Annotated in this window: 15 protein-coding genes; 6 read left to right on the forward strand and 9 right to left on the reverse strand. The window is 71.9% G+C overall.

Annotation, left to right across the window (positions count from 1 at the left end; genetic code table 11):
• Window positions 1-190: 190 nt before the first annotated feature.
• From GRX01_RS10005 to GRX01_RS10020, 4 genes are all read right to left on the reverse strand, one after another.
• A complete protein-coding gene (locus GRX01_RS10005; RefSeq protein ID WP_159666599.1) occupies window positions 191-2749 on the reverse strand; it encodes a DEAD/DEAH box helicase in 2559 nt (852 codons plus the stop codon).
• 312 nt (window positions 2750-3061) lie between these two features.
• On the reverse strand, window positions 3062-4105 hold the full coding sequence (locus tag GRX01_RS10010; protein WP_159666602.1) for a Brp/Blh family beta-carotene 15,15'-dioxygenase: 1044 nt from the start codon (window positions 4103-4105) through the stop codon (window positions 3062-3064).
• Window positions 4105-4971: a lycopene cyclase domain-containing protein gene (locus GRX01_RS10015; protein WP_159666605.1), complete on the reverse strand. Its 867-nt coding sequence runs from the start codon at window positions 4969-4971 to the stop codon at window positions 4105-4107. The genes GRX01_RS10010 and GRX01_RS10015 overlap by 1 nt, the downstream gene beginning before the upstream one ends.
• A gap of 176 nt (window positions 4972-5147) precedes the next feature.
• A complete protein-coding gene (locus GRX01_RS10020) occupies window positions 5148-5390 on the reverse strand; it encodes a ferredoxin (RefSeq protein ID WP_159666608.1) in 243 nt (80 codons plus the stop codon).
• Between the two features lie 141 nt (window positions 5391-5531).
• Between GRX01_RS10020 and rpiA the strand changes: the two genes are divergently transcribed.
• Window positions 5532-6227 carry a ribose-5-phosphate isomerase RpiA gene (gene rpiA, locus GRX01_RS10025; RefSeq protein WP_159666611.1) on the forward strand — a complete coding sequence of 232 codons (696 nt, stop codon included), beginning with the start codon at window positions 5532-5534 and terminating at the stop codon, window positions 6225-6227.
• A 128-nt stretch (window positions 6228-6355) separates the two neighbouring features.
• Here the strand turns inward: rpiA and GRX01_RS10030 are convergent, their stop codons facing one another.
• Window positions 6356-6523, reverse strand: a complete 168-nt coding sequence (locus GRX01_RS10030; RefSeq protein WP_073308856.1) for a DUF1931 domain-containing protein — start codon at window positions 6521-6523, stop codon at window positions 6356-6358.
• 153 nt (window positions 6524-6676) lie between these two features.
• Between GRX01_RS10030 and larB the strand changes: the two genes are divergently transcribed.
• The 3 genes from larB to GRX01_RS10040 all read left to right on the forward strand — a co-directional run bounded on the left by larB (window position 6677) and on the right by GRX01_RS10040 (window position 8217).
• The gene (gene larB, locus GRX01_RS10035; RefSeq protein WP_159666614.1) at window positions 6677-7453 is read left to right on the forward strand and encodes a nickel pincer cofactor biosynthesis protein LarB; all 777 of its coding nucleotides are present in this window, start codon (window positions 6677-6679) and stop codon (window positions 7451-7453) included.
• A 113-nt stretch (window positions 7454-7566) separates the two neighbouring features.
• Window positions 7567-7719 carry a DUF7563 family protein gene (locus GRX01_RS18840; RefSeq protein WP_201289568.1) on the forward strand — a complete coding sequence of 51 codons (153 nt, stop codon included), beginning with the start codon at window positions 7567-7569 and terminating at the stop codon, window positions 7717-7719.
• Window positions 7720-7989: 270 nt separating this feature from the next.
• Window positions 7990-8217 carry a GIY-YIG nuclease family protein gene (locus tag GRX01_RS10040; protein ID WP_321168052.1) on the forward strand — a complete coding sequence of 76 codons (228 nt, stop codon included), beginning with the start codon at window positions 7990-7992 and terminating at the stop codon, window positions 8215-8217.
• Between the two features lie 21 nt (window positions 8218-8238).
• On the opposite strand, the gene GRX01_RS10045 is transcribed toward GRX01_RS10040, so the two are convergent.
• Window positions 8239-8616, reverse strand: a complete 378-nt coding sequence (locus GRX01_RS10045) for a hypothetical protein (protein WP_159666617.1) — start codon at window positions 8614-8616, stop codon at window positions 8239-8241.
• 41 nt (window positions 8617-8657) lie between these two features.
• Window positions 8658-9278: an NADPH-dependent FMN reductase gene (locus GRX01_RS10050; RefSeq protein WP_159666620.1), complete on the reverse strand. Its 621-nt coding sequence runs from the start codon at window positions 9276-9278 to the stop codon at window positions 8658-8660.
• A 149-nt stretch (window positions 9279-9427) separates the two neighbouring features.
• Between GRX01_RS10050 and GRX01_RS10055 the strand changes: the two genes are divergently transcribed.
• Together GRX01_RS10055 and GRX01_RS10060 are read left to right on the forward strand one after the other, a co-directional pair.
• Window positions 9428-10846, forward strand: coding sequence for a phosphoglucomutase/phosphomannomutase family protein (locus tag GRX01_RS10055; protein ID WP_159666623.1), 1419 nt, complete (start codon window positions 9428-9430; stop codon window positions 10844-10846).
• Window positions 10847-10976: 130 nt separating this feature from the next.
• Window positions 10977-12371 (forward strand): alkaline phosphatase family protein, encoded by a 1395-nt coding sequence (locus GRX01_RS10060; RefSeq protein WP_159666626.1) that lies wholly within the window; start codon window positions 10977-10979, stop codon window positions 12369-12371.
• 29 nt (window positions 12372-12400) lie between these two features.
• Here the strand turns inward: GRX01_RS10060 and GRX01_RS10065 are convergent, their stop codons facing one another.
• Both GRX01_RS10065 and samp2 read right to left on the reverse strand, forming a co-directional pair.
• Complete coding sequence (locus GRX01_RS10065) at window positions 12401-12883, reverse strand: GNAT family N-acetyltransferase (protein ID WP_159666629.1); 483 nt, start codon at window positions 12881-12883, stop codon at window positions 12401-12403.
• Window positions 12880-13080: a ubiquitin-like small modifier protein SAMP2 gene (samp2, locus tag GRX01_RS10070; RefSeq protein WP_159666632.1), complete on the reverse strand. Its 201-nt coding sequence runs from the start codon at window positions 13078-13080 to the stop codon at window positions 12880-12882. Before samp2 ends, GRX01_RS10065 begins: the two co-directional genes overlap by 4 nt.
• Between the last annotated feature and the right edge of the window lie 85 nt (window positions 13081-13165).

Genomic DNA, 13165 nt, shown 5'->3' on the forward strand with positions numbered 1-13165 from the left:
GACGCCGGAGACGACGCGCTCGCCGCCGCCGGCGACGCGCTGGCGACGACGCTCCGGCGCCACGCCGAGGCCGCTCGCGAGGCGACCGATCCCCGGACGGCGACCGCGCACCTCGAGGCCGCCCGAGAGGCGGCCGAGGCGCTGGCGGCGCTGCGTCGCTGACGACGATCGAACTCGGGGATCGTTCAGTTCACTCGGGGTAGTCGCTCCCGACGACCTCGCGGATCCGTTCGGCGGTCACCTGCCCGACTCCGGACACCTCCAGCAGGTCCTCCTCGCGGGCGCACATCACGGCCTCGACGGTGTCGAAGTGCTCCAGCAGCGCCCGCGAGGTGACGGGGCCGATGTCGGCGATCGACGAGACGACGTACTCCTGTTGTTCGGCGAGCGTCTTCGCGCCCTTCTCGCCGTGTGCGGACACCTCGCGGTCGTTCTCCTCCTGCTCGCGCCGGGCGATCACCTCCAGCAGGTCCGCGGTGTCGGCCTCGTCCTCGGTCCGGAGGACGCTCGCGTCGAAGTCGATCGCCAGCGACGACAGGGCGCCGCGGACCGCGTTCGGGTGGACGTTGCGCTCGCCGTAGAGGTCCTCGCCCTCGATGATCACGACGGGTCGGGCGTACGCGCGGGCGGTGTCTCTCACCTGCTCGAACATCGAACGGTCGCCGCCGACGAGCGTGTCGAGGAAGTCCGCGACAGACTTGCGCTCGACGGCGACGCGGTCGGAGAGCACGTAGTCGCCGACAGCCAGCGTCTCCAGTCGGGTGGTGATCCCCTCGCGGGTGGAGAGGTCGCGCGCGATGGTCGACTCGAGCTCGCGCTGGTCGACGACGATCTCGGTGCCGTCGGCGTCGGTGCCGGCGGTGGCGACGACGCCGTCGTCCGCTTCGGCGTCGTCGTCGTCCTCGCCGGCGTCGTCCGCCGTCGCCTCGTCGTCGCGCTCGGTCGTGTCGCCGCCGGCGTCGGTGCCGTCGGCGGCGTCCGTCTCCGCCTCGGCGTCGTCGTCGTCCTCGGGCGGCTGGAAGTCCGTCAACCCGGGCTGGCCGTTCGCGGCCGCCGCCGCGGACGTCGAGGCGGTCGCGGAGTCGGGATCGCCGTCTCCGTCCCCGCCGGCGCCGTCGTCGCCGCTTCCGTCCTCGGCGCTTCCCTCGGCCCCGCCCTCGAACTCCTCCAACCCGGACTGGCCGTCGTCGAGTTCGTCCGTCAACTCGTCGGCGACGCCCTTCAGCTTCCGAAGCTCGTCCTCCATCTCCTGCTCGCGTCGCCGCGAGATCCAGAAGAACGCCTCGTCGCGCGTGTCGTTGGCGAGGAGGACGACCACCTCGCCCTCCGCCTGCCGGCCGGTCCGGCCCTTCCGCTGGATGGAGCGGATCGCGGTCGGGACCGGCTCGAAGAAGAGGACCAGATCGACCTCCGGCACGTCCAGCCCCTCCTCGGCGACGCTGGTGGAGACGAGCACCTCGAACTCGCCGGCGCGGAAGTCGTCGAGCGTCTCCTGCTGTTGCTTCTGGGTCATGCCGTCGGAGCCCTCCTTGTCGCCCTGCCCGACGAACCGCCGGGTGTCGAAGGAGGCCGAGAGGAACTCCGTCAGCGCCTCGGCGGTGTCCCTGGACTCGGTGAACACGATGACGCGCTCGCCGCCGCCGATGCCGAGCGTCTGCGCGAGCAGGACCCGCGTGCGCCGGAACTTCGGGTGGAGGTCGTCGAACGACTCGGCCTTGCGCATCGCCTCTCTCACCTTGGGCTCGGAGACGAGCCGCTGGCTCGCCTTCGAGGCGCCCGACGAGCGCGCGGCGTTGCGCTGGCGCTCGAAGTAGCGGCGCAGCGCCTCGACGCTCTGCGTCTCGACGAGTTCGACGGCGCGGCGGAGCTTCATCACCTCCGCGTGGACGGACATCCCGGTGTAGGCGTCGGAGTCGCCGCCGTCCATCATGCGCTGGAGCTCCCCGCGCATCCTGTTGAGGTCCTTCTGGGAGACGTCCGGCTGGGTGGTGTTCGTGACGCCCAACTCCTTCAGACTCTCCAGCCTGTCCGTGATCACCTCGTTGAGCGCGTCACGGATCTCGACGATCGGATCCGGGAGGTCGATCCGTTCCCACTGCACGTCGGTGTCGTGGGTGTACTCGCCCACGTCGGCGTCGTCCTCGGTCATCACCTCCACCTGGTCGATGCCGAGGTTCTCACAGACGGCCGCGATCTCCTCGCGGTCGCCGCCGGGCGAGGCGGACATCCCGGTGACGAGCGGCCGCTCGGCGTCGGCGTGGTAGCGCTCGGCGATGTAGACGTACGCGTAGTCGCCGCTCGCGCGGTGACACTCGTCGAACGTCAGGTGTGTCACGTCCGAAAGCGAGATGCGGTTGCCGACGAGGTCGTTCTCGACGACCTGCGGCGTGGCGATGACGACGCTCGCGTCCTCCCACAGCTCGGCGCGGTCGTCCGGGCGTACCTCCCCGGTGAACACGACGATCTCCTCGTCGGCGATGTCCAGCGCCTCGCGGTAGAAGTCGGCGTGCTGCTGCACCAGCGGTTTCGTCGGCGCGAGGAACAGCGCCTTCCCCCCGGTCTCGTACAGCCGGTGGGCGGTGACGAGCAGCGAGACGGTCGTCTTCCCGAGGCCGGTCGGGAGGCACACGAGCGTGTGGCCCTCGCGGGCGGTCGCCGCCAGCTCCGTCTGGTAGCGGCGGTCCTCGATGAACCCCTCGACGAGCAGGGGATGATCGACGTACTCGGTCTCCGCGGCGGCCTCGGCCATCGCTCACACTTGCGCCTCACGGGGGGTAAACCTTCGCGAACCGCGGCGAAAGTGAAACCGAACGGCTCCCGACCCGAACGGGCGGTTCAGCGCTCCTCGCGCGGCCGAAACTCGAGGCGACGCTCGTCGCACGCCGTCTCGGGCACGGACTCCTCGAGGAGCGCGGCCCACTCCGTGATGTGACAGCGCTCGGATACTGGCATCGATTGAGCGATCACGGGAGTCCTTGATAATTGTTTCTCGCGTTCTCAGTCGCTCGGGCGTGGAGGTGCGCTTCTTGTTGTGGGTTCCCGAAGCGCGCTCGTTCGACGCTCACCAGACGCCCTGCCGCGCGTCCATCCACGTGACGACTGCAACGTGCGGCAGTGTCAACACCGCGATGGCGACGAGGTACACCGCGAGCAGGCCCTCCGGTCCGGCCGAGGGGCGCGGCGCGAGCGCCCACACGCCGGCGACGACGAGCAGGCCGCCGAGAGTCGCGGGCGTGGCGTCCCGGGCGAACCGCCGGAGCGTCCCGGTCAGATCGCCCTCGGAGAGCGCCGTGCGCGCGTCCGGGTCGAGCAGCTCCAGTCGGGCGACGTGGCGGACCGCGTGCCAGAGACAGAAGTACAGCCCGATGGCGAGGATCGGCGGCACGAGCAGGAAGTACGCCCACAGACCCACGGTCTCGCCGGCGTCGACGAGCCACGGCCGCCGGGCGGCGTCGCCGCGGCGGACCCGGTACGCGCCCGCCGCGAGCGCGAGCAGGGTGACGGCGCCGAACCCGACTGCGACCCCGGCGCGAACGGCGGGGCTGAACGCCGCGTCGAGGGCGGCCGCGTCGCCGGCGAACAGCCCGACGAGCGCGCCCGCGACCCGACGGTACGCCTCCGGGTGGCCGACCAGCGGAACGAGCATCGGGAGGCCGCCGCGGACGACGAGCGACAGCGCGCGTTCGGCCCGGGTGGGAAGGTGCTCGGCCGCCGCGAGCACGAGGAGCGCGTACACGTCGCCCTGCCCCCAGTGAACCCACGTGATCACGATGAACGCGACGAACGCGGAGGTCGGGGCGAGCAGCCACCAGAGGCCGTAGCCGACGCCCAGGAGCGCGTAGACCGCGACGACGGCTCCCACGGACCGCCCCAGGCCGATCCCCGTGAGGCGCGCCGGAACGAGGTGGTCGACGGCGCCGTGCGGAAACCCGAACAGCAGCACGGACGCGAGAAACGGCGCGTACCGGACCGCGGGCGGGAGCGACGACGCGAGCAGCCCGAACGGGACCGCGAGCGCCAACCCGACCCACGGCGCGTGGACGCCCCAGCGGCGCAGGGCGGCGGCGAGCGCTGTTCCGGACCGGGAGCGATCCGACACCGACATCAGTCGGCGATGGGGGTCGGATCGTCGTCAGTCGCGACGGCGTCGGCGCCGTCGTCGGTACCGAGGGCGGTTCCGGGTGTGGAGCCGGTACCGTCGTCGAGGGTCCGTGGGCGATCGCTCTCCGTGTCTCCCGCGGACTCCGAGCGGAAGCGCAACAGGGCCCACTCGAACAGCACGAGCCCGTTGACGACGAGGGCGCTGGCGACGAGGAAGAACACGGCCTCCTCGACCGGGAGCCCGAGGAGGTGGACGCCCGTCGAGGTCTCGGCGGCGACGGCCCACACGCCGTCGGCGATCGCGACGCGGTCGACGACCCACAGGTACAGCGTCGGGACGCCGACGGCGACGGCGACCGGGCGGAGACGGCGAAGGAGGAACGCGCCGCCGACGCCCCACTGGAGCGCCAGCACCGGACACGCCCACGCGAGGATCGCCCCGAGATAGAGGAACCGCGTCGGCCCCGCGAGCACGAGCCAGCCGCCGACGGCGGCGAGGCTCAGCCACGCGAGCGCGCCGAGCGCTCGTGGTGCGCGGGCCATGTCGCCCTCGACGGGCGTCGGGTCGAAGTCGACGCGGTAGAGCCACAAGCCGACCAGCGCGGTCTGCAGCGCGAAGAAGAGGTACTCGCCGACCGGTGCCGCCCAGACGTGTGCGAGGGTTCGGCCCTCGCCGTACGTCCACGCCCCGCGCTCGATGAGGAGGTTGTCCCACGGCGTCGTGTACGCGAACGCCACGGTCCCCATGAGCAGCAGGCCGGCGCGCGCGGTCCGACGGCGTTCGGCCGGCAGCGCCGGCCGTCGCCACAGCAACAGCGCCAGTACCGGAAGCACGAACACCGCGTGCACGCCCAGGTACGTAAGCGTCATCGGCGTCCACCCGCGTTGCCGCGTTCCGGACGCTCCCGAGTCATACCCGAGCGACGGATCGGAGCGTGATAAGGCCGCGGCCGCGCGAATCACTCGTGAGAGCGCACACTCGGAGGAGCGCACCGGACGCCCCTCGTGTGTCGCCACGGGACCGAGGGGTCGCGGCCGCGATCCAGTCAGATCAGCTGCTCGCCGTCGTCGTCGTACAGCCGGATCGCGTCGACCGGGCAGGTGCGCGCGGCGAACTTCGCGTCCAGTTCCTCGCCGTCGGGAACCTCCAGCGAGAACACGTCCTCGTCGGTCTTCTCGGCGTCGACGAGCGTCGCCTTCCCGGCGTCCATGTCCTTCTCGAAGGCGTCCCACTCGGCCACGCACTGGAACATTCCGACGCAGGTGTCGCGGTCGTACTCGATTCGCATACCCTGTCCTCGTCGCCGGCGCTCCTAACGTCTTCGTCCTCACCCGTCCGTCACGGCCGTGCGTTCGCGGCATGCCGGGCCGGACACCCCGGCTCGGTCCGACGGGCAAGCGTTTTGCGCCCGCCCGCGGAGCACTCGACCATGAAGAACACCGCGGGGACGGAGGCAGCGAAGCGGGCGGCCGGCGAGGCGGCCGCCGCCGAGGTGCGCGACGGCGACGTGGTCGGCCTCGGCACCGGCTCGACGGCGGCACACGCGATCCGAGACCTCGGGGATCGGGTCGACGACGGGCTCGACGTCGAGGGCGTCGCCACCTCCTATCAGTCGCGTGCGCTCGCCAAGGAAGTCGGGATCCCGTTGCTGTCGCTGTCGGACGTCGCCCGCGTCGACCTCGCGATCGACGGCGCCGATCAGGTTGCCCTCGGAGCGAACGCCCTCGTGAAGGGCGGGGGTGCCGCCCACGCCCGCGAGAAGGTGGTCGCGTCCGCCGCCGACCGTTTCCTCGTCGTCGCCGACGGCTCGAAGCTCGCCGAGCCGCTCGACTATCCGGTCCCCGTCGAGGTCCTGCCGGACGCGCTCGCCCGCGTCGAGCGGGCGGTCCGCGACGCCGGCGGCGACCCGGAACTGCGGTCCGCAGAACGCAAGGACGGTCCCGTGGTCACAGACAACGGGAACCTCGTGCTCGACTGCGACTTCGGCGCCGTCGGTGAGGCCAGGTCGCTGGCGGGGACCCTGTCGGCGGCCCCGGGCGTCGTCGAACACGGCCTGTTCGTCGGAATGGCCGACGCGGTGTTCGTTGGCGACGACGACGGCGACGCGACTCGGCGGTCGCCGTAACGATGTGACTCGGCGGTCGCCGTGAACCCCCTCGCAGGTGACCGTCGATTCGGTGCCGTGGGACCGCCGAGCGCGACGGCGCCGCGGCTACGCGGTCGCTGAAAGAAGTGGAGGAAGGGTGGCCGAGTTTACAGGTCGCGCGGCTGGACCGTCTTCCGGTCGTTCTCCTCGGCGCGGCGGGCGGCGTCCTCGAGCAGCTCCTCGACTTCGCCGTCGAGCGCGTCGTAGAAATCGGACGCGACGTTCTTCTCCTCGAGGTACTCCTTGACGGCTGCCTTGACGATGAGGTCTGCCATGCAACCGGCCTTTCCCGACGCCTCCTTATAAGGTTTCCCAAGTTAACCCGCGAGGCGGGGCCCCTCGCGGCCGTTCACGGGGGTTTCCGACTCCGAGTTTATATACTGTCCCCGGTCGGAGGGTTCGAGTCGCTCCGCCGCCCAGTATCGGGCATGCGCGAAACGCTGGAGGCGGTCGCCGCCGGCGACCTCACACCCGCACAGGCGGAGGCGGAGCTGCGCGGCTACGCGACCACGGAGGCCGGGCGCTTCGACGCCGCCCGCGAGCACCGTCGCGGGATCCCCGAGGGGATACTCGCGGAGGGGAAGACCCCCGCGGAGGTGGCGGCGATGGCCGACGCGGCCGTCGACTCGACGGGGCGGGCACTCGTCACGCGGGCGGACGACGACACCGCCGAGCAGGTGCGGACCTACATGGAGCGGGAGCACCCCGACGCGACGGTCGAACGGGACGCCCGCGCACGCACCGTCGTCGTCCACGCCGCCGACTACGACCCGCCCGCGGTCGACGCCGACGTGGTCGTCGTCTCCGGGGGCACCGCCGACGCGCCCGCCGCCCGGGAGGCCGCCGTCGTCGCCGGCGAGGCCGGGACCCGCGTCGAGACGGTCGAGGACGTGGGCGTCGCGAACCTCACGCGCGTCCTCGACGAGATCGAGACGCTCCGGTCGGCCGACGTGCTCGTCGTCGCCGCCGGGCGGGAGGCGACGCTCCCGACGCTCGTCGCGGGACTGGTCGGCGCGCCCGTGATCGGCCTGCCCACCTCGACGGGGTACGGCGTCGGCGGCGACGGCGTCGCCGCGCTGCTCGGCCTGCTCCAGTCGTGTACCGTGCTGTCGGTGGTGAACGTCGACGCCGGCTTCGTCGCGGGAACGCAGGCCGGACTGATCGCGCTCGGCGTCGACGGTCGCCCCGACGAGCCGGATCGCTGACCGGTCGATTCGACGCCGTTACACGCCGCTACCCGCGGTGTGTGCCGTGAAAGGGTATATGTGTCTTGCAGCCCTATGCGTGTTACCGGCAGCGGTGGATGCCGGACGACCACATGCCACGCTGCGACCACTGCGGGTCGCACGTATCCGACCGCTTCGCCCGCGTGTTCGGCGACGAACGCGGGAACCTGAACGCGTGCCCGTCCTGCTCCGCGAACGCGGGCATCGCCGAAGCGGCACGAGAGCGGACCCGCGCAGACGACTGAACCGCGCCGCGACCACCTCGCCGCGCCGCGACGGCCACCACCCATCCGTCTCCCGTTCCCCCGCGGGACCCGGGACAGACGGCCCCGTGCAGCATCGCGTCAGTTTTTCGCCCGCGTCCCGAACCCCGTCCCGTGAGCGATCGCGACCCGACTGTCGACGCCGGCGGCGATGACTCCGAACGGGGGGACTCCGACCGCGTCGACGACTCCCAGCGTGGCGACGGCCCGGACCGTGTCGACGGCGTCGCCGTCCCGGCGGCCGACCACTACGTGTACGTCCTCGAGTGTGCAGACGGGTCGCTGTACACCGGCTACACGACCGACGTGGCTCGTCGCGTCGCCGAACACGACGCCGGCGACGGTGCGAAGTACACCCGCGGGCGAACGCCCGTCGAGTTGGTCCACGTCGAGGCGTTCGACTCGAAGTCGGGGGCGATGAGCCGGGAGTACGACATCAAACAGCGATCGCGCCGAGAGAAGGAGTCGCTGGTCGACTGACCGCGCTCGCGTCTGCCCCGGTTACGTCGCGCTCGCGACGACGGTCACCGTCGTCGGCCCCTCGATCTCCACGTCGACGGCTCGAAGCCCGCTCCCGTCGATCGACTCCGACCACGCCTCGCCGCCCATCGTGACCCGGACGGTGTACGTCGCGTTCGGTTCCGCGACCTCGAACTCGCCGGTGCTTCGGTCTCCCGGTTCCAGCGACTCCTCCATCGAGAGCAGGGGGTCCTCGGCACCGGCCGTCGTCACCGTCAGGCCGTACTCGCGGACGGCGTCGCTCGCGTTCGTGACCTCGACGGGGACCGAGTCGGGCTGTCCGCCGATACCGCGGCTACAGCCGGCGAGGGTCGCGACGACGGAGGCGACCGCGGCCGAGACCGCTCTCCTGCGCCACATGCGTCCGCCTCCACACGACGGGCGAATAAGTCGTCCGCTCCCTACTCGGGCACGTCGAGGAACTCGTCCGTGTGTCCCGCGTAGTGGGCGATCCGGCGGCCCAGCTTCTCGGTGCGCTCGCGTAAGCCATCGTCGACGAACTCGTAGCGCAACTCCGCCCCGGTCGCGTCCTCGGGAGGTCGCTCGTCGTCGTCCCACGGCTCGAACTTGTTCCGAGCGCCGCGGATCCCGACTTGCAGGGGCGCGACCCACCCGTGGACGCCACGGATCGTCGCGCGCATGTGTTCGAGCGTGCCGCCGTATGAGCCGCCGCCGGCGACGGTGAACAGCCCGACGACGGTGTCCTCGTACTCGTCGAAGCTGCACCAGTCGTGGAACGAGCGGAACGCCGAGGAGTACGAGTCGTGGTACACCGGCGAGCACAGCAGCACGCCGTCGGCGCGGCGCATCCGTGCGAGCAGGTCGGGCACGTCGCCGGCGTCGGCGGCGTCCACGTCCGGGTGATAGAGGGGCACGTCGAGCTCGGGGTCGCCGAGATCGATGAAGTCCGGCTCGGCGCCGTACTCGGCGGCCGCGTCGAGGGCGTACTGCAGCGTCGCCCGGCCGTAGCTCCCGTCGCGCCGCGAGCCGTTCACGGCGACGACGGTGGGCGTCTCCGACATGCCGGGCGATTCACGGGAACGAGTGAAAACCCCGTCGGGTCGCGGCGGGAGACTGACGGGGTCGTGGCGTCGGTTCGGCGCCCGGGCGGGTCCCCCACGAGCGCCGCCGGGCACCCGGGTTTTTGCCACCCGGCGCCGACGCGTCGCGCATGGACGAGATCTCGTTCGGAACCGACGGCTGGCGCGCCACCCTCGACACGTTCACCGACCGACGCGTCCGCATCGTCGGACAGGCGGTCGCGGACACTCTCGCGGAGAGCGAGGCGGACGCCGCTGCGGCGGACGCGACGGACCGCCCCGTGCTCGTCGGCTACGACGCCCGCCCGACCTCGGAGGGGTTCGCCGAGTCGCTCGCCGAGGTGCTCGCGGGCAACGGCTTCGACGTGCTCCTCCCGGAGCGCGACTGCCCGACACCGCTGGTCGCGCACGCCATCGTCGAGCGCGACGCCGCCGGCGCGATGATGGTGACGGCCTCGCACAACCCGCCCGAGTACAACGGCGTGAAGTTCATCCCCGAGGACGGCGCGCCCGCGCTTCCCGAGGTCACCGAGCGCATCGAGGCGAACCTCCGTGAGCCCGATCTCGCGGCCGCCGGAACCCCCGACGAGGGAGCGATCGACCGCGTCGACCTCGTGACGCCCCACGCCGAACACGCCCGCGACCTCGTCGCCCGCGGGGATGGGGCGCTCGACCTCTCGGGGCTGACGGTCGCGTACGACGCGATGCACGGCAGCGGCCGCGGCGTCACCGACGCGCTCCTCGAATCGGCGGGCGCGGCGGTCGAGCGGATCCGCTGTGAGCGCGACCCCGAGTTCGGCGGCGGGTCGCCGGAGCCGTCGGCCAAGAACTTGGAGGAACTGGCCGAGCGCGTCACCGAGGGCGGCGCGGACTTGGGGATAGCCAACGACGGGGACGCCGACCGCTTGGCGATCGTGACGCCCGAGCGCGGCCACCTCGACGAGAACCTCTTCTTCGCGGCGACGTACGACCACCTCCTCGAGGACGACTCGGGGCCCGCGATCCGCACCGTCTCGACGACGTTCCTCATCGACCGCATCGCCGAGGCGCACGGCGAGGCGGTGTACGAGACCGCGGTCGGGTTCAAGTGGGTCGCGCAGGCGATGGGCGAGCACGACGCCCTGATGGGCGGCGAGGAGTCCGGCGGCTTCTCCGTCCGCGGGCACGTCCGCGAGAAGGACGGCGTCCTGATGGCGCTACTGGCGGCGGTCGCCGCCAGCGAGGAGTCGTACGACGACCGCGTCGACCGCCTCGAGGACGAACACGGCCGCATCGTCGCCGACAAGGTGAGCGTCGACTGCCCCGACAGCGAGAAGGAACGCGTCATCGACGACCTCGCCGATCACATCCCCGACGAGGTCGCCGGCGAATCGGTGGCCGACGTGGTGACGGTGGACGGTTTCAAGCTCCTGCTCGCGGACGGCTCGTGGCTGCTCGTCCGCCCCTCCGGGACCGAGCCGAAGATGCGCGTGTACGCCGAGTCCGGCTCCGAGGCGGACACGGCGGCCATCCTCGCGGACGGCCGTGAGCTGGTCGAGCCCCTGGTCTGAGGCTCGGACCCCGTTCTCGCCCCGCACCGGTTCGCCGTCTCGCGCCTCGTGTCGCTCCCCGCTCCCACGTCCACGCCGATACTCCGCCGGGACCCACAGGCTTGAGTGTGCGGCCGCCGCCTCGACTGCCATGTTCGACGACGAGGTCGCCGCCCGCATCCGCGACGACCGCGAGCGCGACGGCTCCCTCCTCCCCGACTACGGCCGGTACTGCTTCGCCGACGTCCCCGCGACCCTCGGCGGGGTGCTCGGCGTCGACCTTCCGGGCGACCCGCTCCCGGACGATGTCGTCGCGGACGTACCCAGCCTCGCCGGCACGTCGCCCGAGGATGACACCGACTACGACCGCGTCTGTCACGTGCTCGTCGACGGCTTCGGCTTCGAACAGTGGCGCCGCGAGGTCGCCGCCGGACGTGCGCCCGACTGGGTCGCCGACCTCGCGGAAACCGCGCGCGTGACCCCGCTCACGTCCGTCTACCCCTCGGAGACCGCGGCGGCGATCACGACCGTCCACACCGGGCTGACGCCGGCGGAACACGGCGTGATCGGGTGGGATATGTACCTCCCCGAGGTCGACCGCGTGATCCAGACCCTGCCGTTCACGTCGAAGTCCGGCGAGCCGGCCGACGAGGCGTACGGCGTCGACGCGGCGGACCTCTTCGCAGGCGGGTCGATATACGAGCCCATGTCGGCCGCGGGCGTCGACTCGGTCACCGTTCAGCCGATGAAGGCGGCGACGGGCGCCTACTCCGCACACGCCCTCGCCGGCGCCGACTCACGCGGGTACGAGGACCTCGACGGCTTCCGGACGCTGTTGACCGAGGCGCTTTCCGAGTCCGACCCCGGAACCTACTGCTACGCGTACCTCTCGGACGTGGACGGCGCGGCCCACGAGGCCGGCACCGAATCCGACCACTACCGGGAGACGCTGCAAGCGGTCTCCGACGCCGTCTCGACGGCGCTGGCAGACGTTCCGGACGACGTCGCCGACTCGACGCTGTTCGTGCTCACCGCGGACCACGGCCACGTCGACACCGACCCCGAGACCAACGTCGACATCTGGGAGCACGAGTTCCTCACCGAGCGCATGCGCCGCTACGAGACCGGCGCTCCGGCCGGGTACCCGCTCACGGGGGGGAGCGAGGGAGGGGACGGCGCCGACGACGCCGGAAGCGACGAACGCACGGCGGGCGGCGTTCCGCTCCCGCCGGTCGGCGGCGCGCGCAACGTCCACCTCCACCTGCGGCCGGGGACGACCGAGGAGGTGGTCGACTACCTCGACCGGACCTTCGAGGGACGGGCGTTCACCCGGGAGGAGGCCCTCGACCAGGGGCTGTTCGGCGACCGCGGCGCCTCCGACCGCTTCCGCCGGCGCTGCGGCGACGTGGTGTTCGTCCACCGACGGAAGGCCGTCTGGCGCGGCGACGAGCCGGGGAAGCTCGGCTACGTCGGCTGGCACGGCGGGCTGACGCCCGAAGAGATGGTGACGCCGTTCGCGGTCGCGCCGCTGTCGGACGTGATCTGATCAGGGCTGACCTGGGCTGACCGCGGCGGTCACCGCGTCACGTCCGCGTCCGCCGGGAGCGTTCCGAACAGACGGTCGTCGCGTTCCTCCACCTCGAACCCGAGCGCCTCGTAGAACAGTCTCACTTGGGCCCGGAACGTCGCAGTCAGCGGCGCATCGGTCCGTTCGGCCGCCGCCGCGACGAGCGCGGTGCCGACGCCGTCGGCCCGCCGGTGCTTACGCACCGCGACGGCGTCGACATGGCCGCCGTCGAGCACGAGCGCACCGACCACGTCGGTCGATTCGGTTCCGATCTCCTTCGCCACTGCGACCAGCACGTCGCCGCCGCCGACGCGCTCCGGGAGGTTCGCCGGAACGGTCAACATCGCCGCGTCGAGGAGGTGCCTGACGGCGTCCGTCTCGTCGTCGCGGGCGGTCCGGATCGACACGTCGGCATCCGAGACGGTGCCGGCGTCGGGGGCGGTGTCGCCGTCCGCGCCTCGCTTCGATTCGCCGTCGTCGCCGCCGGTCATCCGCCCTTGATCAGCCTGAGCACCTTGACCTCGCTCGACTCGACGGGGGCGTCCTCCGGGACGGGGCTCCCGTCCACGAGCACCGTCACCTCGTGGGGAGAGTAGCCGGTCGCCCGGCACACGTCGGCATAGGTCGCGTCGTCGTCGAGCGAGAGGGTCTCGGTGCCCTCGCCGACGACCTCGCAGGTCACGTCCATGCCCGCAGTCGCCGCCGCGCGGCTTTCAGCGTTGCCGTCGCGTGTGGACGGGGAGTCCGGTCGTGGACTCCCGTCCGATCGTGGG

The organism is Halobaculum saliterrae (assembly GCF_009831625.1).
In the GTDB taxonomy this organism is placed as follows: Archaea; Halobacteriota; Halobacteria; order Halobacteriales; family Haloferacaceae; genus Halobaculum; species Halobaculum saliterrae.